This window comes from Pseudobacillus wudalianchiensis, assembly GCF_001685015.1.
In the GTDB taxonomy this organism is placed as follows: domain Bacteria; phylum Bacillota; class Bacilli; order Bacillales; family Domibacillaceae; genus Pseudobacillus; species Pseudobacillus wudalianchiensis.
In genome coordinates this window covers 72,830-93,023 of record NZ_MAYT01000029.1, presented here as the reverse complement: position 1 = coordinate 93,023, position 20,194 = coordinate 72,830, and the positions used below count along the sequence as shown (strand labels likewise).

General features: G+C 43.4%; 25 protein-coding genes. 19 read left to right on the top strand and 6 right to left on the bottom strand.

What is annotated here, in order from left to right; translation table 11 throughout:
• Positions 1-117: 117 nt before the first annotated feature.
• Genes A8F95_RS17355 through A8F95_RS17295 form a run of 13 tightly spaced genes read left to right on the top strand, consistent with a single transcriptional unit; the run spans position 118 to position 10,566 of the window.
• Entirely contained in the window at positions 118-1,092 is a 975-nt protein-coding gene (locus A8F95_RS17355) for an ABC transporter substrate-binding protein (RefSeq protein ID WP_065411678.1), read from the top strand.
• Positions 1,055-2,116 (top strand): FecCD family ABC transporter permease, encoded by a 1,062-nt coding sequence (locus tag A8F95_RS17350; RefSeq protein WP_065411677.1) that lies wholly within the window; start codon positions 1,055-1,057, stop codon positions 2,114-2,116. The genes A8F95_RS17355 and A8F95_RS17350 overlap by 38 nt, the downstream gene beginning before the upstream one ends.
• Positions 2,113-3,582 carry an adenosylcobinamide amidohydrolase gene (locus tag A8F95_RS17345; protein WP_065411676.1) on the top strand — a complete coding sequence of 490 codons (1,470 nt, stop codon included), beginning with the start codon at positions 2,113-2,115 and terminating at the stop codon, positions 3,580-3,582. Before A8F95_RS17350 ends, A8F95_RS17345 begins: the two co-directional genes overlap by 4 nt.
• Entirely contained in the window at positions 3,579-4,544 is a 966-nt protein-coding gene (cbiB, locus tag A8F95_RS17340; RefSeq protein WP_065411675.1) for an adenosylcobinamide-phosphate synthase CbiB, read from the top strand. The genes A8F95_RS17345 and cbiB overlap by 4 nt, the downstream gene beginning before the upstream one ends.
• Complete coding sequence (gene cobD / locus A8F95_RS17335) at positions 4,519-5,589, top strand: threonine-phosphate decarboxylase CobD (RefSeq protein ID WP_065411674.1); 1,071 nt, start codon at positions 4,519-4,521, stop codon at positions 5,587-5,589. The genes cbiB and cobD overlap by 26 nt, the downstream gene beginning before the upstream one ends.
• Positions 5,571-6,155 carry a bifunctional adenosylcobinamide kinase/adenosylcobinamide-phosphate guanylyltransferase gene (locus A8F95_RS17330; protein ID WP_065411673.1) on the top strand — a complete coding sequence of 195 codons (585 nt, stop codon included), beginning with the start codon at positions 5,571-5,573 and terminating at the stop codon, positions 6,153-6,155. Before cobD ends, A8F95_RS17330 begins: the two co-directional genes overlap by 19 nt.
• Positions 6,152-7,024: a cobyric acid synthase gene (locus A8F95_RS17325; protein WP_065411672.1), complete on the top strand. Its 873-nt coding sequence runs from the start codon at positions 6,152-6,154 to the stop codon at positions 7,022-7,024. The genes A8F95_RS17330 and A8F95_RS17325 overlap by 4 nt, the downstream gene beginning before the upstream one ends.
• The gene (gene cobS, locus A8F95_RS17320; RefSeq protein ID WP_065411671.1) at positions 7,015-7,812 is read left to right on the top strand and encodes an adenosylcobinamide-GDP ribazoletransferase; all 798 of its coding nucleotides are present in this window, start codon (positions 7,015-7,017) and stop codon (positions 7,810-7,812) included. Before A8F95_RS17325 ends, cobS begins: the two co-directional genes overlap by 10 nt.
• Entirely contained in the window at positions 7,770-8,396 is a 627-nt protein-coding gene (locus tag A8F95_RS17315) for a histidine phosphatase family protein (protein ID WP_065411670.1), read from the top strand. Before cobS ends, A8F95_RS17315 begins: the two co-directional genes overlap by 43 nt.
• A complete protein-coding gene (locus A8F95_RS17310; protein WP_065411669.1) occupies positions 8,348-8,794 on the top strand; it encodes a bifunctional adenosylcobinamide kinase/adenosylcobinamide-phosphate guanylyltransferase in 447 nt (148 codons plus the stop codon). The genes A8F95_RS17315 and A8F95_RS17310 overlap by 49 nt, the downstream gene beginning before the upstream one ends.
• Positions 8,791-9,390, top strand: a complete 600-nt coding sequence (locus tag A8F95_RS17305; RefSeq protein WP_065411668.1) for a cob(I)yrinic acid a,c-diamide adenosyltransferase — start codon at positions 8,791-8,793, stop codon at positions 9,388-9,390. Before A8F95_RS17310 ends, A8F95_RS17305 begins: the two co-directional genes overlap by 4 nt.
• Positions 9,380-9,868 carry an ECF transporter S component gene (locus A8F95_RS17300; protein ID WP_065411667.1) on the top strand — a complete coding sequence of 163 codons (489 nt, stop codon included), beginning with the start codon at positions 9,380-9,382 and terminating at the stop codon, positions 9,866-9,868. The genes A8F95_RS17305 and A8F95_RS17300 overlap by 11 nt, the downstream gene beginning before the upstream one ends.
• A complete protein-coding gene (locus A8F95_RS17295) occupies positions 9,865-10,566 on the top strand; it encodes a hypothetical protein (protein WP_065411666.1) in 702 nt (233 codons plus the stop codon). Before A8F95_RS17300 ends, A8F95_RS17295 begins: the two co-directional genes overlap by 4 nt.
• 126 nt (positions 10,567-10,692) lie before the next feature.
• Here the strand turns inward: A8F95_RS17295 and A8F95_RS17290 are convergent, their stop codons facing one another.
• The 3 genes from A8F95_RS17290 to A8F95_RS17280 form a co-directional block, all read right to left on the bottom strand.
• On the bottom strand, positions 10,693-11,292 hold the full coding sequence (locus A8F95_RS17290) for a TetR/AcrR family transcriptional regulator (RefSeq protein WP_065411665.1): 600 nt from the start codon (positions 11,290-11,292) through the stop codon (positions 10,693-10,695).
• Positions 11,293-11,306: 14 nt separating this feature from the next.
• Positions 11,307-12,023, bottom strand: a complete 717-nt coding sequence (locus A8F95_RS17285) for an MBL fold metallo-hydrolase (protein ID WP_065411664.1) — start codon at positions 12,021-12,023, stop codon at positions 11,307-11,309.
• 93 nt (positions 12,024-12,116) lie between these two features.
• Positions 12,117-12,692: a beta-class carbonic anhydrase gene (locus A8F95_RS17280; protein ID WP_065411663.1), complete on the bottom strand. Its 576-nt coding sequence runs from the start codon at positions 12,690-12,692 to the stop codon at positions 12,117-12,119.
• A gap of 667 nt (positions 12,693-13,359) precedes the next feature.
• Between A8F95_RS17280 and A8F95_RS17275 the strand changes: the two genes are divergently transcribed.
• From A8F95_RS17275 to A8F95_RS17255, 5 genes are all read left to right on the top strand, one after another.
• On the top strand, positions 13,360-14,556 hold the full coding sequence (locus A8F95_RS17275) for an ABC transporter substrate-binding protein (RefSeq protein ID WP_065411827.1): 1,197 nt from the start codon (positions 13,360-13,362) through the stop codon (positions 14,554-14,556).
• Positions 14,557-14,640: 84 nt separating this feature from the next.
• A complete protein-coding gene (locus A8F95_RS17270; protein WP_049660366.1) occupies positions 14,641-15,522 on the top strand; it encodes a branched-chain amino acid ABC transporter permease in 882 nt (293 codons plus the stop codon).
• Positions 15,523-15,527: 5 nt separating this feature from the next.
• Positions 15,528-16,580: a branched-chain amino acid ABC transporter permease gene (locus A8F95_RS17265; RefSeq protein ID WP_077247418.1), complete on the top strand. Its 1,053-nt coding sequence runs from the start codon at positions 15,528-15,530 to the stop codon at positions 16,578-16,580.
• The gene (locus A8F95_RS17260; RefSeq protein WP_065411662.1) at positions 16,580-17,362 is read left to right on the top strand and encodes an ABC transporter ATP-binding protein; all 783 of its coding nucleotides are present in this window, start codon (positions 16,580-16,582) and stop codon (positions 17,360-17,362) included. The genes A8F95_RS17265 and A8F95_RS17260 overlap by 1 nt, the downstream gene beginning before the upstream one ends.
• Positions 17,362-18,096 (top strand): ABC transporter ATP-binding protein, encoded by a 735-nt coding sequence (locus A8F95_RS17255; RefSeq protein WP_065411661.1) that lies wholly within the window; start codon positions 17,362-17,364, stop codon positions 18,094-18,096. Before A8F95_RS17260 ends, A8F95_RS17255 begins: the two co-directional genes overlap by 1 nt.
• 146 nt (positions 18,097-18,242) lie before the next feature.
• Here A8F95_RS17255 and A8F95_RS17250 read toward each other — a convergent pair whose 3' ends face one another.
• Positions 18,243-18,563 (bottom strand): thioredoxin family protein, encoded by a 321-nt coding sequence (locus A8F95_RS17250; protein ID WP_065411660.1) that lies wholly within the window; start codon positions 18,561-18,563, stop codon positions 18,243-18,245.
• 95 nt (positions 18,564-18,658) lie between these two features.
• Here A8F95_RS17250 and queF point away from each other — a divergent pair, with 95 nt between their 5' ends.
• Positions 18,659-19,159, top strand: a complete 501-nt coding sequence (gene queF, locus A8F95_RS17245) for a preQ(1) synthase (RefSeq protein ID WP_065411659.1) — start codon at positions 18,659-18,661, stop codon at positions 19,157-19,159.
• A 249-nt stretch (positions 19,160-19,408) separates the two neighbouring features.
• Here the strand turns inward: queF and A8F95_RS17240 are convergent, their stop codons facing one another.
• Together A8F95_RS17240 and A8F95_RS22650 are read right to left on the bottom strand one after the other, a co-directional pair.
• Positions 19,409-19,609, bottom strand: a complete 201-nt coding sequence (locus A8F95_RS17240; RefSeq protein ID WP_049660375.1) for a cold-shock protein — start codon at positions 19,607-19,609, stop codon at positions 19,409-19,411.
• Positions 19,610-19,993: 384 nt separating this feature from the next.
• On the bottom strand, positions 19,994-20,170 hold the full coding sequence (locus A8F95_RS22650; protein ID WP_176713738.1) for a hypothetical protein: 177 nt from the start codon (positions 20,168-20,170) through the stop codon (positions 19,994-19,996).
• Between the last annotated feature and the right edge of the window lie 24 nt (positions 20,171-20,194).

Below are 20,194 nucleotides of genomic sequence, written 5' to 3'. Positions count from 1 at the left end.
GGTGTAAAAGCGGCTGGTTGGCTCATTATGCCCGCATGGCTCTTTTTCACTGCATCTCTCCAAAGCGTAGAGGTGTTTTTTTATTGATATTTCTAAGAAGTAAAGGGAGAGAAAGACATGAACAAAGTATCTAAGTACACATTATCTTTCGTGTTGGCTGCCGGATTGTTGGCTGGCTGCGGAACAGATAAAGCAGCGCCAGAAAAGGAAGAAAAAGCAGATCAGCCAAAAGAAAGTCAAGAAGCGGCCTTTCCAGTAACGATCAGAGACGCAGAAGGAAAGAATGTCGTTATTGAGGAAAAGCCAAAGAAAATCGTTTCCCTCATTCCGAGCAATACCGAAATCGCTTATGAGCTCGGGTTAGGAAAGGAAATTGTTGGCGTTTCCGATAATGATAACTACCCGAAAGAAGTAAACTCTAAAGAAAAAGTCGGCGGTATGGAATATAACATTGAAAAAATTATCGGACTCGACACTGATCTAGTGTTAGCCCACGCCTCCAGTGCTCATAATGCAAAAGATGGCTTTAAACAGCTGGAAGAAGCAGGAATTGATGTACTTGTCGTTAATAATGCCCAGAATTTTGATCAGGTATACGATTCAATTGAAATGATTGGGAAGGCTACTGGGACGAGTGAAAAAGCTCATGATGTAGTAAAAGACATGAAAGAAGATTTAGCAGAGGTAGAGGAAAAGGCAGAAACGATTAAAAAAGAAGATGAAAAAAGCGTCTTTATCGAAGTGTCACCAGCACCTGAAATCTATACATCTGGCAAGAATACCTTTATGCAAGAAATGCTTGATCTGATTCATGCGAAAAATGCTGCTGCTGATCAAGAAGGATGGATCCAAATGACAGAGGAAGCAATTATTAAGAAAAATCCAGATGTCATTATTACAACACACGGCTACTATACGAAACAGCCGGTTGAGGAAGTGTTGAAGCGTAAAGGCTGGGAAAACATCACTGCCGTTAAAAACAAAGACGTTCATGACGTGCAAGCTGACCTAGTTAACCGGACAGGCCCACGTCTTGTTGAAGGAGTAGAAGAACTTGCCGAAGCGATCTATCCAGATGTTTTTAAGAAATAAGATTTCGGCCTATTTGATCGTATTCGCTTTTTTTATGATCGCTTTATTTGGGGGTATCTCGATTGGAACGATACAAGTTCCATTTCGGGATATCGCTTTCTTATTATCTCATCATTTTTTCGGCACTTCCCTTCATGGAGTAGACCCGTCTTTTGATAACATCGTATGGAAAATTAGGTTTCCGCGCGTCTTGCTGGCAGCTCTCGTAGGCGCTTCCTTAGCGGTGGCAGGTGCTGCATTTCAAGGGCTGCTGCGCAATCCGTTAGCCGATCCATATACACTCGGTGTTTCATCGGGCGCTTCAGCAGGCGCTGTGATGGTGCTGTTTTTTAATGTGCAGTTTTCATGGCTATCCGGCTTTACGCTGCCTGTCATTAGTATTATGGCTTCGATTGTCACCATCTTCATTGTTGTTTTATTTGCTCAGGCGATTGAACGTTCGCTAAAAGTAGAAACGATCATTTTAACAGGCATTATTTTTAGCTCTTTCTTGGGCGCCGTTATTTCTTTAATGATTGCGCTGACAGGTGAGGAGCTAAGGCAAATTATCGGCTGGCTGCTTGGCAGCGTGTCGATGAGGGGGTGGGATTATATTCAGCTGATCCTGCCGTTTTTCCTCATTGGTACGATCTTGTTAATCATTCATGCCGCTGAATTGAATGCCATGTCGTTCGGCGAGGAAAAAGCCCAGCACTTAGGGGTGAACGTCCGCCGGAAAAAGCTCATTGTACTAATCGCTGGCTCTATTTTAACAGGAGCGGCTGTTGCTGTTTCGGGCACGATCGGATTCGTCGGATTGGTCATTCCTCACTTTATTCGGTTGATATGGGGACCAGATCATCGTCATTTGTTGCCATTGTCTATGTTCGCCGGTGCTGGTTTTCTAATTTTAGCTGATCTTGTAGCCCGCACCATTATTTCCCCAACCGAATTGCCAATTGGCGTAATTACTTCTATTATTGGCGCTCCCGTCTTTGCCATCATTTTGCTTCGTAAGCACAGGAAAGGAAGAAGAACAGCATGATTCAATTAACAAAACTCAGCGGTGGTTATGATGGCAAGCTGATTGTCCGTGATTTATCTTTTTCTGTTCAAAAAGGAGAGCTTTTTGGCATATTAGGTCCTAATGGCAGCGGCAAAACAACGCTGCTAAAAATGATGAGCGGCATTGTCCCTGTAAGCAGCGGCTCGATGCAGATCGAAGGAAAGGAAATAAAAGATTATAAGCCAAAAGAGCTGGCGAAGCGGCTAGCTGTTCTTCCCCAGATGACCCCCCAGGCTTTTTCCTACACGGTGAAAGAAACAGTTTCTCTCGGCCGCTATGCTCACCAAAGTGGTCTTTTCCCGATATGGACAGAAGAGGATGAACAGGCTGTAAACAAGGCAATGGAACGAACAGGCACTATACAGTTTGCTAATACTTCTCTTGAAGAACTGTCAGGTGGTGAGCGGCAGCGGGTGTTTCTCGCTCAAGCTCTTGCCCAAGAGCCCGAGATTTTACTTTTAGATGAACCAACGAATCATTTGGATTTATCCTTTCAAAAAGAGCTGCTGGATCTGCTCAAGAAAATGGCGAGCGAAGCAGGGTTAACCGTTGTATCGATCTTTCATGACTTGAATCTCGCATCTCTGTATTGTGATAGGTTATTACTGATGGAAGATGGAACAATGAACGGCTTGGGCATTCCGAGCGAAGTGTTAAAGGAAGAGCCGATTCAGCAAGTCTACAAAACGGCGATCCATCAGCGGCCGCATCCGGAAGTCCCTAAACCGCAAATGAGCATTCTTCCTGAGAAAGCAGCTAAGGAAGAAACAGAGATCATCATCGATGGGACGTGTATTACACATAAAGATGAATTTATTGCTCTAGAGGCTCCTGTATTATTAAAAACATTATCAGCAGGCGTCATTGGAGCGGGATGGGGATGGCACCGCAGCTTCGTGAACCGGCATGTCGATAAAAATTATTGGCACGACTCTTACAAGGAAGATATGAAGGGGTTTTTGAAGCAGCATCATTTTGATATAAATGAGACAGTCGGAATGATGACAGCCGTTCACCTTCGTAAAGCTGCTTATCGCTTTGTAGAAATAGAAGATGTGTCTGTGTTTGTCGTCGTTACCGCTGGTGTGGGGAATGCGGTTGATGTATCGCGGGCTGTAGAGCATAGCCGTGCCTTTTTGCCAGGTACAATCAATACATGGGTATTCGCGAATGGTTATTTGTCAGAGGAAGCATTCGTTCAATCGGTGATGACAGCTACAGAGGCGAAAGTAAAAGCTTTATTCGATAAAAAAGTCAAAGATCCATTAACACATTCATGGGCGACAGGTACTTCCACTGATAGTGTTCTCATCGCGGCGACCCAGCGCGGCGCACATCAGGCATTTGCGGGCACTATTTCGCCGCTGGGCCAGTCGATTGGAAAGGCAGTCTATGAATGCACAATAGAATCGTTAGAAAAAAGCGGAACGGGAGAGAGGATATGATGATCTACCATCTCTTGGCCGCAACCATCGCTTTTTTTATTGATCGTCTAGTTGGTGATCCCCCGCATCTGCCGCATCCGGTTCGTTGGATCGGCTCGCTTATTCATTTTCTAGAGCAACGGCTGAATAAAGGAACAGGCCGGCGGAATAAAGGGGTGTGGATGCTTGCTATCACTCTTCTAATTACCGGCGGAGTTAGTTTTTTGTTCGTTTTTCTCTTCTATCGTATCCATCCAGCGGCCGGAGTAGCAGCAGAGACCCTGATGATCGCTTCTGCCATTGCCTGCCGCAGCTTAAAAGAAGCAGGGGTGAGTGTGTATGAACCGTTACGAAGCGGAGATTTGCCAGAAGCACGTATAAAGCTTTCTTATATTGTTGGCCGCGATACAGATCAACTAGATGAAGGAGAGATTACGAGAGGGACCATCGAGACCGTTGCTGAGAATACGAGTGACGGTGTGACCGCTCCGCTTTTCTGGGCTTTTCTAGCCGGCGCGCCTGGAGCTATCATGTACCGGGCGATTAATACGTGTGACTCAATGGTTGGGTATAAAAATGATCGGTATGAACAGTTTGGCTGGGCTTCTGCCCGTCTGGATGATGTAGTGAATTGGCTGCCTGCCCGTCTGACGAGCTGGCTCATGGTTATATCTTTTCCGGAGACTAGGTATTCCAAAAAACAAGTATGGCACATTATCCGCCGTGATGCGAAAAAGCACCCAAGCCCAAATAGCGGCTGGTGTGAGGCGGCTGTTGCTGGTTTGCTCGGCATTCAGCTAGGCGGCGTGAACGTATATAAAGGCCGTGTCTCCCATCGTGCGGAAATGGGTGATCCGTTAAAACAAAAAACGGCAGAGGATATCCTGCTTACGAATCAGATTATGGAGCGTTCTTCTTTTTTATTCTTGCTTGTTATGTGGATAGGAGGCATTTGCTATGAAATGGCCCGCACATGGTTCTAATCCGGCACACTTATATGAAGGTGCAGGAATAAAACAGCCAGATTCTATCGTAGACTTTAGCGTCAATATTAATCCCTACGGACCACCGCAAAGCATCCGGGATCAATGGAACAGCTGGTTTTCTGTTATTTCTGATTACCCTGATCCTTATGGGAAATCGATAACAAGGCAAATTGCTCAGTTAAGCCAGGTAGATGAACAACAAGTAGTGTTAGGGAATGGAGCGGCAGAAGTCATTCAATTTCTCGGTCAGCTGTGGCGTGGATGTAAAGTGATCATTGTTCAGCCGGCATTCTCTGAATATGAAACGGCCTGCCGGGCATATGGTTGCGAAATCGAGTATGTGCTTATCAATGAAGATTACACTATTCCAATGAAGGAATTAGCCGTGAAAGCCGAGGGGGCTGCTGCTGTTTTTATTTGCACGCCGAACAATCCGAGCGGGATGGCTTTTTCTGAAGGGGAAATGATTGAACTGTTAGATCGTCTCTCATCAACTAGCTGCTGCGTTGTAGTGGACGAGGCCTTTTATGATTTTGCCGGCTCCTTTACCGTTGCGGGGCTCATTCAGAAATATTCAAATTTAATTGTGTTAAGATCCTTAACGAAAATGTATGCTATTGCCGGCTTGCGTCTCGGTTATCTACTGGCAAATGAATCGCTCGCTTTACAGATTGCTCGCTTTCGTCCGCATTGGAATGTGAACGCTCTCGCCCTGAAGGCAGCTGAAACCATCTTGGCGGACCGGGAATTTGTCGATTGGTCACGAGAGAAAATTACGGAAGAGCGAGAGAATATGTTTTCTTTCTTAGAGAAGGAAGGATTTCAATTTAGCCGGTCGGTCGTTAATTTTTATCTGTTGCGTGATCCGAGATTAGCAGATCAAAAGCCGCTCTTTCTCTTTTTACTAGAAAAAGGAATAGTTCTGCGCCATACATATAATTATCCTGGGCTTGCCGGCAAATGGCTCAGGGCAGCAGTGAAAACAGAAGCAGAGAATAACCAATTGAAAGAGGCTTTACAGCAATGGAAAAAGCAGAGCTAACAGTCATCCTTGGTGGTGTGCGCAGCGGGAAGAGCGGAGAAGCAGAAAAGCAGGCTGTCTTAGAAGCGGAAAGACTAGAAGGCAGCCTTCATTATATAGCTTGTGGAAAAGTAACCGATGAAGAAATGGCCGCCCGTGTTCGCGCGCATCAAAAAGAAAGAGAAGGGTCTGGGAAAGTATGGACAACGTGGGAGCAGCCCGTTCAAGTAGGGGCTTTATCAAGCCGCTTTACAAAGAAGGATGTCATATTAGTTGATTGCTTGACGACATTATTAACGAATGAGTGGTTTGCCAGTGACTTAACGGATGAGGAATGGGGGCATCCCTCTTTTCAGGCAAAGGTGAAGCAGACTATTTGTACAGGAATTGAGGAGATCAGAAAGTCAGCAGGAGCCGTTGTTGTTGTCTCCAACGAATTGGCCTATGAGCCTCTAAACGGTTCTCTTGTATTTTATTATGCTAAAACATTAGGGGAACTTCATCAATATCTGATAGAAGAAGCGACGCTTGCTGTGCTAGTGGAGCACGGGTGCCCGCTTATAAAGAAAAAGGGGGCGACAACATGAAAGGGATTATGATTCAGGGAACGGCTTCCGATGTAGGGAAAAGTCTGATCGTAACGGCACTATGCCGACTGCTTCTCCAAAAGGGCTTCCGGCCGGCGCCTTTTAAGTCACAAAACGTCACGAACTATTCTTATATTACCGAAGATGGCAAAGAAATTGGCAAAGCGCAAGTACTGCAGGCGGAGGCGTGTGCGCTTGATCCGCTTCCTGAAATAAATCCTATTTTGTTAAAGCCAGCGGAACCTGGCCGCTCAGAAGTCGTGTGGCTCGGTGAACGAATAGATGTGATTGCCGGGATGAAATATCGGGAGCAGTATTATGACAAGGCGATTGAAACGATTAGGCATTCATTAGAAAAGCTGAGTGAGTTAGCTGATTTTCTCGTTATCGAGGGGGCAGGCAGTCCGGTGGAGATGAACTTAAAGGACCGGGAAGTTGTTAATATGAAGGTAGCTGAACTAGCCGACGTGCCAGTCATACTAGTGGCAGATGTGCAACGCGGCGGCTTGTTTGCCAGTGTCGTCGGCACGCTGGAATTGCTTGAACCGCATGAACGCAGCCGTGTTAAAGGAGTTATCATTAATAAATTTCATGGTGATCCGCTTTTATTTGAAGCAGGAAAAAGCTGGCTGGAAGAGCGGACGGGTATTCCTGTCTTGGCTGTTCTTCCTTATTTGGCTGATCACCAGCTTGAAGAAGAAGACGTGTTGTCGCTTTCAAACAGAAAGTTGCCGCCATTAGAAGAAAAAACACAGATGAAGGATAAAGACGCTACATATAATCAATTGGCGAGCCATTTACAAACATACTTGGACTGGGAAAAGTTTATAGCCATTTTGGAACAAGAGGAACACGATTCATGCAATTGAAAATGTATGTGAACGGCTTCTTGCTGAATGTGCAATTTTTTTCTGCTGTCCCGATTCATAAGGAGCTGCCGGTAGATCCTCATCATTTGCGGGCCGCATTACGGGTATTTCCGCTGTTTGGTTTAGTAAAAGGGCTGATCTATGGCAGTGTATTTTGGATGTTGCTTGAATGGTCCCCGCTGTCGTCTCTCGGCAATGCTTTTCTTTTTTGGCTATTGTTGATTATTTGGACAGGAGGGCTTCATTTAGACGGCTGGATTGACACGAGCGATGCTTTTTTTTCTTACCGGGATATAAATAGACGCCTAGAAATCTTAAAAGATCCGCGTGTTGGGGCATTCGGTGTTCTCTCGCTTATTGTGCTTCTCGCTTCTCGCTTTCTCTTTATATATGAAATTTTCTTATTTGGAGATAGTGCACTTGCTCTTTTGATTGTCCTGCTTCCTTTTTACAGCCAATTGATGACCGGCCTTTCATTAAATAGTGTAAAGCCGGCGAAACAAGAGGGAATTGCTTATTTTTTTCAACAAGGGAAAGATGCCCGTCTTGTCGTTTACTACGGCTTTTGGTTAATGGGGAGTGGACTGCTTTTTTTCTTTATAAGCGGCAGCCTGTTTCTGTTTCTAATCCTCACTATGATCGCAGTATGGTTCTTTTGGTTTGCCCGTTGGGGTGCACTGAAACATTTTGGCGGCATTACAGGAGATATACTTGGTGCCAGTCTGGAAGGAGCGGAACTACTCTTATGGATGACCTTGTGGTTGTTGGTCTCTATCGGCATGGCGTAACAGTCGATAATGAAAGACGAGCGTTTAGCGGCTGGACAAATTCACTATTAAGTGAAGCGGGAAGAGCAGCCTTACAGCAATATAAAGCACACATCCCTTTTTATGAAAAAGTGATTGCAAGTGATCTAAAACGTTGTATAGACACGGCCGCTATCTTTTTCCCGGACAACCAAATTGATGTATGGCCGGAATTACGCGAGCTGAATTTTGGCCGCTGGGAAGGAAAAACTCATCAGGAACTGGAACATTTAGAAGAATACACTACTTGGCTGCAGGACCCATTTTCTAATCCGCTGCCAGAGGGAGAGAATTATCAGCAGTTTGGCAGCCGTATTAGCGCAGCGTGGAAAAAGTGGCTGGATATTCTCGCTCAAAATCATCTGAAACGAACGGCTATCGTGACTCATGGAGGTGTGATTCGTCATTTGCTGGTGGAGCTCGCGCCTGAGAAAAAAGAATTTTGGAACTGGCAAATAGAAAATGGCTGCGGTTATGAGCTGACTGGTTCACTTTCTGCATTAAGGAGGGGCGAGAGATGCATCTCATTACAGGCGGTGCCTTCAATGGAAAAAAGAAATGGGTGAAAGAAGCATACGAACTTTCGGTAAATCCTTATCATTGGCACTCATTTTATGAAACAGAAGAAATAGAAAGATGGACAGAATCCATCTTAGTATTTGAAGGGATCGAGCGGCATGTTCGCCGGCTTATTGAGAAAGAAGAAGACTTAGAGATGGCCCGGCAAGCATGGAATAGAGAGCTGGGGGACTGGCTGAGATGGGAAAAGGAAAAAGAGGCTCGACAAGTCATTCTTATTGGTACGGATATCACAAAAGGTGTAGTACCGATAAATGCATTTGACCGAATGTGGCGGGATGCGGCTGGCTGGTGCTTTCAAGATGCTGCCAAGCAGGCATGCCAAGTTATTCAAGTGTGGTACGGCATACCGCAATTTATTAAACAGAAGGAGGAAGAAAAATGAGACTTTATACGCGAACAGGAGATAAAGGAGAAACGAGTATTATTGGAGGCCGTGTTGGAAAAGATCATTTGCGTGTAGAAGCGTACGGTACAGTAGATGAGACGAATTGTTTTGTCGGCCAGGCAATGGCGGAGCTCGAGGCGGATAAGGAGAAGTTTACTGATATTCTTGCAGATTTGGAGACGATCCAGCATGAATTATTTGACTGCGGGGGAGACTTGGCAACTGTTTCAGGAAAGCGGGAGTGGAAGCTGCAGCCTGAATCGGTCAGCGAGCTTGAAAAGAAAATTGACGACTATATAAAAGAAGCACCAGAATTAGAGCGCTTTATTTTACCTGGCGGATCGAAAGCATCGGCTTCTATTCACATTGCCCGTACGGTAACACGCCGCGCAGAGCGTCTCGTTGTCGCTCTTATGCGCGAAGAAGAGGGAATTCATCCAGTTACGCTTCAATATTTAAATCGTCTTTCTGATTATTTCTTTGCGATTGCCCGCGTGATTAACTTCCGGCTAGGGGTAAAGGATGTGGAATACATTCGGAGTGCGAAGGTCTTTCGTGATGGCAAAAGAAAGGAAGATAAAAGTGAAGGTTAAAAGGATCTCCTGGCTCGCTTTATTTACCGCTTTATCGGTTGTCGGCGGGATGATTAAAGTGCCAGCCATCCTAGCGAGTGTCGCGCTAGATTCTTTTCCAGCTTTACTGGCAGCCGGACTTCTAGGAGCCGGGCCAGGTGCACTCGTTGCCGCCTTTGGCCATTTGCTTTCAGCACTGACTGGAGGAATGCCGATGGGGCCTTTCCATTTCTTAATAGCTGCTGAAATGGCAGGGGCTGTTTGGCTATTCGCTAAAATCTATCATTCTCATAAACGAATAGCTGCTATTATAACGTTCATTGTGTTGAATGGGTTTGTTCTGCCTGTTCCGTTTATTTTCGCTATGGGCTGGGAATTTTATGTGGCCATTGTTCCTTCACTCGTTGTGGCTTCTGTTCTAAATAGTGTGCTTGCTTGGGTAGCCTTGCCTCGCTTGCAAACACTATTTGAAAAACACTTCGGTGGTGTGCACGTGTGAAGCGGGATGTTATTTATACGAATGGACTTGTGATTGCAGCTGACAATAGTGGCTCCATCGGGGAAAAGCCGGGTGATCATGTAAAGGCAGATTATGAGACAGTCGGCTATTTTTCCGCGCGTGTTGCGCTTATGGAATGTTTGGCTGCAGGGGGAGAGCCTTTTGCTGTCGTACTCCAGAACTTCGCGAGTGAAGCAGCCTGGGAAAAGTTAGCCACAGGTGTAAAGCGTGCTGTCCATGAAGCGGAATGTACGGCTGAACTAACAGGCAGCACCGAAACAAACTTTACGATGAGTGAATCAGCCGTAAGCATTACGGTGATCGGCCGTCACGTACGAGAGGTAGACCAGCTCGACGAGAAAACGGTCTGTTATGGTGTAATGGGGAAACCGCTCGTTGGTCCGGAAGTGATTTCTGAAGCAGAGTCGGTTGCTTCGCTTTCATTATTTCGTCAAGTGCTTGAAGTAGAAGGGGTTTATAGTGTTTTACCTGTTGGTTCAAAAGGAATTGTTCATGAGATAAAAACCTTAGTCGGCAGGGAAAAGCGGCAAATAGGAGCTTTTTATTGCTCTCTTAACCTAAACAAATCTGCTGGGCCGGCCACTTGTTTTTTAGTGGCAGCTAATCATAGCAGTGTGCCAAAGCTGCGAGAAATGTCTAATGGCTTGTATACCCCTTTGGACATTCAATTTGGATAGACTAATGAAGAAGGAGAACGTTTAAAGCGTTCTCCTTTTTATAACGCTTTGCTAAAGGCATCTGTTGTTTTATTAACTGACCGCAGCAAAATCAACAACTAAAATAATAGAGCCTTTATAGCCATTTCATTCTTCTGATTGTATCTCATCTTTTTCCCTCATAGCCATTAAATGAATGCCTTCAATAAACGTGTTAATGAGAAGGGAAAAGCTCTCATCGACGTTTAGTGACATCGCGAATCCCCCCATTTGCTCCAGCGAAGAAAAGCCGTGCAGAATACTCCGCAGCCCTCTCACTAAATGAACAGCTGTCTCTTTCTTCAAATGATATACCTCTAGTACTTTAACCGCAAGGTTGACTACAGCCTGCTGTGCCTGCTGCAGCTCCTTGTCTTCAGGATCCGGAAAGCGAGTAGCTGCCTCGTAAAGACCGGGATGTGTTCTGACAAATTGAAGATAAGTTTTGCTGAGTGCGCGGATCGCTTCATCACCAGAACGCCCTGCTGCCTCTTGAAGCATACGTTCATACAAGGCTTTGATGCCGTGAATGGCTAATTTCTGTTTTAACTCATCCAGTCCGCTAATATGGTTGTAGAGTGAAGGAGGGCGCACTTGCAGTTCTTTGGCTAATGAGCCGATTGAAAGGTATTCCATTCCGTGTTGATCAATGAGTTCTATCGCTTTTTGCAGAATAACAGACACATCTAACTTCATACGGGGAGACATTGTATTTTCACCTCTTAAGATCCTTGATATAATTTTTGCTCTGCTTCTATAATGGCCTTTTTCATTAAATGATTAGGCTGTTCCATCATTTTTCCGTGTCCGATCGCAAGTAAGCTTGGGTTAAGGCTTTGCAGTTTTTTAGCACTTTGAAGTGAAGTCGCTTTATCCCATGTGCCGAATGCAGGAAAAGGAAAGAAAGGTTTCATGACTCCGGCCACTGCCGCTCCGCCTCTCGTCTGAAAAGCATCTCCGGCAACTAAACTCCGGTTGCGAGTATCAAGAAGTGCAATAGAGCCTGGGGTATGTCCTGGCGAAGCGATCACTTCCAGCGAGCCAATCCGATCGCCTTCTTGAAGGAAAGAGTCTGGCCGGGTTTTAATCCTTTTTGGAACTCCTCCGCGTATGGGGGAAGTTGCTTCATTTTCCAGCAAACGTACATCACCGGAAAATAATAAAGAATCCCTTGTCGAAATGCTGACAGGTACATCCGGCAATGCTTGTTTTAACGTATCGAGAGCCCCAACGTGGTCATCGTGAGCGTGTGTTATAACGATTCTTGTTATTGGCTTTCCAATGAGCTTGGCAGCATGTAGAATTCCTTTCCCGCTATAAGAAAGAGCTGCATCGATAAGGGTGAGTTCCTGTTCTTCTTCAACTAAATAACAATTTACAGGAAATAGACGAGGCATAAACGTTAATTGAAATACGGTGCCGTTCTTTGTTATTTTCATTTTTATCATACTCCCATTCTGTTAACGTTGTTAACATTTTAACTAATATAATTAGTTTTTGCAATAGAGGTATTCATAAAAAAGAAGCAGCTCTTAAAGAGCTGCTTCCGTTTCATATCCATTCACAATAAGATCCAGTTTTCCAGTTTCAGGGTCAATGACAAGCCCGTGTACTGGGATATCCTTTACCATAAGTGGATGGTATTTCACCATACCGACACTATGCTTTACACTTTCTTCTACACTGCTGAAGCCCTCAAGCCATTGGTCTACCTCAACGCCTGCATGGCGAAGTGTATCAATTGTGTCTTCTTTAACGCCGCGTTTCTTCATAGCTCCCAGAATCGCTTCACTAGATAAAGTACTCATCCCACAGTCATGGTGACCCACTATTAGTACTTCATCTGCTTGCAGCTGATAAACGGCTACGAGTAAACTTCTCATAATACTCCCGAACGGATGATTCACGATTGCTCCAGCGTTGCGAACGATTTTGACATCACCATTTCTAAAATTCATGGCTTTCGTAACTAGCTCTACAAGGCGTGTATCCATACAAGTTAAAATGACTACACGCTTATCAGGGAATTTATCTGTTGTAAATTCCTCATACATTTTATCAGATACAAATTTTTCATTGTACGTTAACACATCATGTAATAGATTCATCTAATCAACCCCTTCTTTGTATTTTACTTATTTACATGGTTTCTGCAAAATGGCAGACCTATCTATGTAGTAAATTATACCGTAACCCCTGCCTATTTAATTGAGTTTTTTGTCGCAAATTAAGTCTTTTTTATTGAATTGAACAGAGCAGCATGGCAATAAAATAAAAAAGCAAGAGAGTGAATAGATTCATCATCACCGAATTTATGGGCCAAAGAGATTAGAAAGATGGGATGTATTCATTTTTTTAGTTCATTGCTATTGGTTTATAAAGTAGCTGGAAGAGATGAAAGGACAAGGGGGAAAACTCGTTCTGTCATATAACAAAATAGACAACGATATACTGTTTAAATGTTATAAAAATACAAGTCTGAAAATTTGATATTTTCGTGAAAATTGTCTTGTCATCGTCCATTTTTTAATATATTATTACGTTTAAAGGGATATATGGAAGGGTTTTCAATAAAAATACTACTAATTTCCCTCTTTAGAATTGATATTAAAAAGTATAACAGAAAAAGAAAGCTGATTTAACTTATGATATTACATGGATTAAATCAGCTTTACTTTATAAAGAAAGAACGGCTTTCCTTCCTATGCTTTACAATCGCAATTTAACTACCTTAGACCTAGAAGGAGTGCTGTAAGTTTGAAGGGAGAGAAGGAAATGAAGAAAAGGATTCTAGCACTTTTAACAGTAATGATGATGTTGTTGCTCGCTGCATGCGGCGGCGGAGATGCTGATTCTGCATCAGGCAGCGACAGCGGGAAAGACTCTGGGGGAGAAATTAAAATTGGCAGTGTAATTGACGCTTCTGGAAGTGCTTCACCACTTGGTAAAGGGGAAGAGGAAACAATAAAAATGATCGTCGATGAGCTAAATGAAAAGGGCGGTATCGGCGGCAAGAAAATTAAACTTATTTCTATTGATTCAAAGTCAGATCAAAATGAAGCTGTTCTCGCTACAAAAAAGCTGATTGAGCAGGAAAAAGTAACAGCTATTATCGGTGGTACAATTAGTGGTAACAGTCTTGCTATGATTCCGCTTATTGAAAAGGCAGGCATTCCATATGTTTCACTAGCAGCCAGTAAACAAGTTAATAATCCAGATGACAAATCGCCGCGTAAGTGGACATTTAAAACAGCTCAAGGAGACGACGTAGTCATCCCGAAATTGCTTGAATATTTAGAAAAACAAGGTCTTAAAAAAGTGGCTTGGCTGAATGTAGCTAACTCTTATGGTACGAGTGGTCATGAGGAATTTGCTAAACTTGCGGGTGATCATGGCGTGAAAGCAGTTATTGAAGAAGAATTCGAAGCGACTGTAAACGATGCGAAATCTACTTTAACTCGAGTGAAAAAGGCAAAGCCTGAAGCGATTATCGTTTGGGGGACGGCACAAGAGTCAGCGGTTGTAACAAAGAACATTCGTGAAATTGGTATGGACGTTCCTGTAATCGAGAGTCATGGAATTGGAACAAAGCAATTTGTTGAATTAGCAGGCAAGGCAGCAAATGGAGTTGTTTTCCCAGCAGGTAAACTACTTGTGCTAAATGAACTGGATAATAACGATCCACAAAAAGAAAAGCTTACTGCTTTTAAAGAAGCTTATGAAAGCAAGTACAGCAATGCAGCAAGTACATTTGGCGGGCATGCCTATGATGCGATTCATATTTTAGCGGAAGCCATTGAAAAAGGAGGCACAGATAAAGAAAAGATCCGGGAAGCTCTTGAACAAACAGATGGATTTATTGGAATTTCTGGTACGTTCAAAATGTCTCCAGAGGACCATAACGGTTTGAAATCTGACAGTCTTGTCATGGTGAAAATCGATGAAAAGGGCGAATGGACATTAGGAGAGTAATTATCGGCAAACTGAATGAGTGATCAAAGGGAAAGCAGGGAGTAGGCGAATTCCCTGCTTTCCTAATAAGAGGTGGGATTAAGAGTGGAGCTAACTAGTCAATTTATCCAGCTGATTTTTTCCGGTTTAACGATCGGCAGTATTTATGCATTAGTTGCCATTGGATTTGTTATTACTTATAACATTACAGGTGTTTTGAACTTTGCCCAAGGAGATTTTGCGATGCTTGGGGCGATGCTTGCCATTACATTCGTTTCAATGGATATACCAATGGGTTTAGGCATTATTTTAAGTATTGGAATTGTTGTATTGGTCGGTGGGATTTTCGAGCGGACAGCGATTTATCCAGCACGTAATGCATCGCTGCCGACCCTCATTATCATCACGCTCGGTGTAGCGATTGCCATACGCGGGCTTGCTATTTTAATTTGGGGAACACAACCAAGATCCTTGCCGCCATTTACGGAAAACAATCCGATTAATGTTTTAAATGCGGTATTGCTGCCTCAAAGCATTTGGGCAGTCGGGATATCAGTAGTCAGCTTAATTGCGATGCATTACTTTTTTAACAAAACATTTATCGGAAAAGCTGTTACAGCCTGTGTAGTCAATCGTTCTGCTGCGAGATTAATGGGAATCAAACCTGAGTGGATGTCATTTATTTCAATCGCCGTTAGTGCAGGGCTTGGGGCCATTGCCGGTATTATCATTGCGCCGATTTCGGGAGCGACATACGAAATGGGCTTAATGATTGGGATGAAAGCTTTCGTTGCAGCCGTCATTGGCGGATTAACGAATGCTCCAGCGGCTATTATTGGTGCTTTTATGATCGGAATATTGGAATCGTTTACAGAAGGTTTATGGACATCGGGTTATAAAGATGCAATTAGCTTTGCATTGCTTCTCCTCGTCCTATTCTTCATGCCGAACGGACTGTTTGCCAAAGCGACCGGAAAGCGGGTGTAGAGTAGATGAATCATTCAAGAGTAAATGATTTATACAACAGACATTATGGCGGCCTTTTCTTATTTATCGTCGTTCTTGCTATCGTTCCTTTTTTTGTTAACTCCTTTTTCTTAAGTGTCTTGATCTTAGTGGGCCTTTATGCCATCGTCACAACTGGTTTAACGATGCTTATGGGATACGCAGGACAAATATCACTAGGCCATGCGGCTTTTTATGGTGTAGGAGCCTACGCTTCAGCCGTAATGACTGGAACCCATGGAATGCCGGGAATTGTCGGAGTGCTCGTCGGTGTCATTCTTTCCATTGTTATTGCCGTTTTAATTGGTATTCCAACATTGAAGCTAAAAGAGAACTACCTCGCTCTTGCTACACTCGGATTTGGCATCATTATATTTACCTTCTTCAAAGAATTGAAAGAAATTACGGGTGGATTAAATGGTTTCTTCGGAATTCCATCTTTCAGCCTGTTCGGTTTTTCTTTTGATACCGATTTAAAATTTTACTTCTTAATTTGGGTCTTGCTCATTATCGGCATTCTATTCTCTAAAAATGTCATTGATTCACGTGTCGGCCGGGCTCTTCGTTCCATTCATGGCAGCGATATAGCCGCCAATTCGATTGGAGTGAATATCCAACAATATAAATTAAAGGTGTTTGTATTAAGTGCTGTATACGCTTCCGTTGCTGGCAGTCTTTATGCGCATTATGTCACTTTTATCAATCCTAATTTATTTACCGCGATGGAGTCGATTAACTTTCTAATCATGGTCGTCATCGGCGGATCGGCCAATATCTGGGGTGGCATGATTGGTGCGATCGTTTACGTCCTTTTAAATGAGTTGTTAAAAGATATTGTTCCTGTATTCTTTCCGAATGTAGGAGGAGAGTTCCAAATTGTCTTCTTTGGTGTTCTTCTTGTTGCAATCTTAATTTACATGCCGCAAGGGCTTGCGCCGACACTTGGAAAGCTGTGGGGACGCCTAGTGGGCCGTAAAAGTAAGAAGCAGGCTGTTACTGGACCACCTAATGCTGATGCAACAGTGGGAGGTAGTAAATAATGAGTAAACGGCTGCTTGAGGTAAAAGGATTAACAAAAGCTTTTGGAGGAGTGGTGGCGGTAAGTGAAGTTGATTTTCATTTGAATCAAGGCGAAATTGTCGCTGTCATCGGACCAAATGGTGCTGGGAAAACAACGCTTTTTAATATGATCACCGGCGTTTTACCCCCCACGTCTGGTCAGGTATTTTTCGATGGAAAAGAATTAACAGGCAAACAGCCTTATCAAATAGCCGAGGCAGGCATCACCCGGACCTTCCAAAACTTGCAGGTGTTCGAAAATATGAGCGTCATTGAGAATGTTATGACAGGTGTACACTGCCGTTTGAAAACAGGTTTCCTGCAAGCTGGATTACGGCTTATGGGAGTGAAGAAAGAAGAACAGCAGGCGTTTGACATTGCGATGAGCTGTCTGGAAAAAGTCGGCATTGCGGACCTTGCTTTCGAGCCGGCAGAAGTGCTTCCTTATGGAAACCAGCGTTTGCTTGAAATTGCTAGAGCCTCTGCTTCTTCACCGCAATTGATTCTTCTTGATGAGCCAATGGCGGGGCTAAACCCGCAGGAGTCAAGACAGCTCGTTGATATTATTAAGAAAAAACGGGAGGAAGGCATGTCCTTTCTTTTCGTTGAACATGACATGGAAACGGTAATGGGCATTTCGGATCGAATTGTCGTTATTGATTACGGCAAGAAGATTGCAGAGGGAACCCCGGCTGAGATCTATGAAAATGAGAAGGTAATAGCCGCTTATCTTGGAACGGAAGACGAGGAGGAGGCGATTTGATGTTACAGGTTAAAGATGTTCATACGTATCATGGTTTCCTCCACGTATTAAAAGGGATTTCTTTCGAGCTGAATAAAGGGGAAATCTTTGCGATCGTCGGATCAAATGGGGCCGGGAAAAGTACGCTGCTTGGCACTATTGCAGGGATTTATCAGCAGCGCGAAGGAAGCATTACGTACGAAGGGGAAGATATCGGTAAACAAAAAGTAGAAGCGATTGTCAAAAAGGGCATCTGCCTTGTACCGGAACGCCGGCAGATTTTTGATGCTTTGTCGGTAAAAGACAACATGATGCTAGGCGCTTATCACCGCTATAGACACAGTAAAAGAACGCTTCAAAAGGATATCGATCGTTGTTATGAATTGTTTCCGAAATTGAAAACGATGGAAGATCGCCCCGGCGGTTTATTAAGTGGAGGAGAACAGCAAATGCTCGCGATCGCGCGTGGGTTAATGTCCAATCCAAAGCTAATGATGTTGGATGAACCGTCACTAGGTCTGGCGCCGCTTATCGTAAAGGATATTATGAATATTCTTGATCAGCTGCGTGAAGAGTTTGGCACGACCATTATTTTAGTAGAGCAAAACGTAAAAGCTGCCTTAAAAGTAGCCGACCGTGCATGTGTTATGGAGCGCGGTGAAATTGCAATTGAGGGAGAGTCGAAAGCGCTGATGAAAGATCCGCGAGTACGCGATGCTTATCTCGGCGGCAAGAGCCAGTCCATTCCTGTTTAATTAAAGTAAGGGCACTGGAATCCTGAGATGGTAAACAAAGCATACTCTATCTGTCATCAGGCTAATTGTAAGCGAGCAACGAATAAAGCGGCCATTTGGCAACTTCTTAGGGATACCACGGAATAAGTGGTATCTTTTTTTCGTTTTCAAATTAAGTTTAATGCCTGCTTTATGTCTTCTTCAAGATCGTCTATCAGAATAAAGCGCGCTTGCCGGAATATTTCTTTTCCATGAATGAAAAATAGCACAGCTGGCACGGAAAAAACAGTGTACTGACCGGAAATTTCCGGGGTTTCCGCTATGTCGGCATGAACTGCATAGACAGCAGGGAACTGCTTTAATAATTCCTCTACACGCGGTTGAATCGCATGGCACACAGAGCAGTTGGGTCCTGAAATAAATGCGAGTGCGGCATCATGCTGGTCAACGGCAGTATGCAGCTCTGCAAGCGACGAAATCGTATGCAAAATAATCACCCCTTTCTTTTATTGTAAATCTTTTTTGATTATCACGGCAAGCACGCTTATAATGGAAGATAGTTTGAAGAAGGAGGAATCTTCTAATGGCAGGAAGAAACGAAGAAGAATTGAAAAAAGATATTTCACTTTTAGGCAATCAAGGAACAAAATATACATTCGAATATGACCCATCCATTTTAGAGTCATTTGATAACAAGCACCCAAATCGTGACTACTTTGTAAAATTCAATTGCCCGGAATTTACAAGTCTTTGTCCTGTAACCGGCCAGCCGGATTTTGCGACCATTTATATTAGTTACATTCCGGATATTAAAATGGTAGAAAGCAAATCACTAAAGCTGTATTTGTTTAGTTTCCGCAACCATGGCGACTTCCATGAGGATTGCGTCAACATCATTATGAATGACTTGATTAAATTAATGAACCCACGCTACATTGAGGTATGGGGCAAATTTACACCGCGTGGCGGCATTTCCATTGACCCGTACTGCAACTGGGGACGTCCGGGAACAAAGTTTGAAGAAATGGCGAACTACCGCTTGATGAATCATGATTTGTATCCGGAAAAGGTAGATAATCGTTAAAAACAAAAAAATGATTAGTGGTTAGAGGAATACTATGCTATACTGAGTCTACCATTTACTATTACTTGTTTCGTTATTCCCTGCTCATTTATGGGCAGGGAATTTTTATATTGTGTCGAGTAAGACTCTGTACTTGGCAACGGGTTTCCCCTGCAATCAACTCTTGAAAAACAACCTTTAACTTTAATAGAGCTTAAATAAAAAACAGACTCTAATTTTAGAGTCTGTTCATATACGTTAGGTTTAAAATTATGCTTTTTGAACGTTAGTTGCTTGTAATCCGCGCTGACCTTGTTCAATGTCAAAAGTTACTGCTTGACCTTCGTCTAAAGATTTATAGCCTTCGCCTTGGATAGCAGAGAAGTGAACGAATACATCGTCTCCACCTTCGCGTTCGATGAATCCAAAACCTTTTTCTGAATTAAACCATTTTACTTTACCTTGTTCCATGTGTGTTTCCTCCTCGTATGCCGTGCATACATTGTGGTACTATCCTTGCTCTAAATCTTCCAGACGAAAGTTATATCACTTATCAATCCTTACCGAACAAAAATAATTCTTTTTAAATATAACATTAAAAATTTTAATATGCAAGCGGAATTAAAATATAGTGTATATAAATATAAAAGAACATCTAATTTAATGATTGAATATTAAAAAGCACAGGTCAGACAGCTGGTGAATGTTTAGAGTGAAACAGTGTGTTGGCGCGCCCTAAAAATCGATATCAGAATCATGGTAAGAAGGAGATGAAAGCCAGTCGTTTATCCAATAGATAAACGACTAGTGTTTTTAAAGAAGTGGCCCGATCAATAAATGCGAGTCTGTAGGCAGCTACAAGTTATTATGCTGCTGGCCAATTTCCTTGCGGCCGATCAGTTCATTGGCGACTTCAAGATTTGCATGTGCATCAACAGATTCGCCAGGCAAGTATTCGCTTGCGTCTGTATGAAGAGTCATTTCAGGTTTAGCTGGAACAAGCGATGGGCTCTTCGATTCTTTTTTCTTCATATGATCATCTCCTTTACTCTTAAT

Bases quoted from the DNA above. Each gene is read 5' to 3' on its own strand.
- A8F95_RS17355 (WP_065411678.1), top strand. From the start codon at position 118: ATGAACAAAGTATCTAAGTACACATTATCTTTCGTGTTGGCTGCCGGA.
- A8F95_RS17345 (WP_065411676.1), top strand. From the start codon at position 2,113: ATGATTCAATTAACAAAACTCAGCGGTGGTTATGATGGCAAGCTGATT.
- cbiB (WP_065411675.1), top strand. From the start codon at position 3,579: ATGATGATCTACCATCTCTTGGCCGCAACCATCGCTTTTTTTATTGAT.
- cobD (WP_065411674.1), top strand. From the start codon at position 4,519: ATGAAATGGCCCGCACATGGTTCTAATCCGGCACACTTATATGAAGGT.
- A8F95_RS17330 (WP_065411673.1), top strand. From the start codon at position 5,571: ATGGAAAAAGCAGAGCTAACAGTCATCCTTGGTGGTGTGCGCAGCGGG.
- A8F95_RS17325 (WP_065411672.1), top strand. From the start codon at position 6,152: ATGAAAGGGATTATGATTCAGGGAACGGCTTCCGATGTAGGGAAAAGT.
- cobS (WP_065411671.1), top strand. From the start codon at position 7,015: ATGCAATTGAAAATGTATGTGAACGGCTTCTTGCTGAATGTGCAATTT.
- A8F95_RS17315 (WP_065411670.1), top strand. From the start codon at position 7,770: ATGGATGACCTTGTGGTTGTTGGTCTCTATCGGCATGGCGTAACAGTC.
- A8F95_RS17310 (WP_065411669.1), top strand. From the start codon at position 8,348: ATGCATCTCATTACAGGCGGTGCCTTCAATGGAAAAAAGAAATGGGTG.
- A8F95_RS17305 (WP_065411668.1), top strand. From the start codon at position 8,791: ATGAGACTTTATACGCGAACAGGAGATAAAGGAGAAACGAGTATTATT.
- A8F95_RS17290 (WP_065411665.1), bottom strand. From the start codon at position 11,292: ATGTCTCCCCGTATGAAGTTAGATGTGTCTGTTATTCTGCAAAAAGCG.
- A8F95_RS17285 (WP_065411664.1), bottom strand. From the start codon at position 12,023: ATGAAAATAACAAAGAACGGCACCGTATTTCAATTAACGTTTATGCCT.
- A8F95_RS17280 (WP_065411663.1), bottom strand. From the start codon at position 12,692: ATGAATCTATTACATGATGTGTTAACGTACAATGAAAAATTTGTATCT.
- A8F95_RS17275 (WP_065411827.1), top strand. From the start codon at position 13,360: ATGAAGAAAAGGATTCTAGCACTTTTAACAGTAATGATGATGTTGTTG.
- A8F95_RS17265 (WP_077247418.1), top strand. From the start codon at position 15,528: ATGAATCATTCAAGAGTAAATGATTTATACAACAGACATTATGGCGGC.
- A8F95_RS17260 (WP_065411662.1), top strand. From the start codon at position 16,580: ATGAGTAAACGGCTGCTTGAGGTAAAAGGATTAACAAAAGCTTTTGGA.
- A8F95_RS17255 (WP_065411661.1), top strand. From the start codon at position 17,362: ATGTTACAGGTTAAAGATGTTCATACGTATCATGGTTTCCTCCACGTA.
- queF (WP_065411659.1), top strand. From the start codon at position 18,659: ATGGCAGGAAGAAACGAAGAAGAATTGAAAAAAGATATTTCACTTTTA.
- A8F95_RS17240 (WP_049660375.1), bottom strand. From the start codon at position 19,609: ATGGAACAAGGTAAAGTAAAATGGTTTAATTCAGAAAAAGGTTTTGGA.
- A8F95_RS22650 (WP_176713738.1), bottom strand. From the start codon at position 20,170: ATGAAGAAAAAAGAATCGAAGAGCCCATCGCTTGTTCCAGCTAAACCT.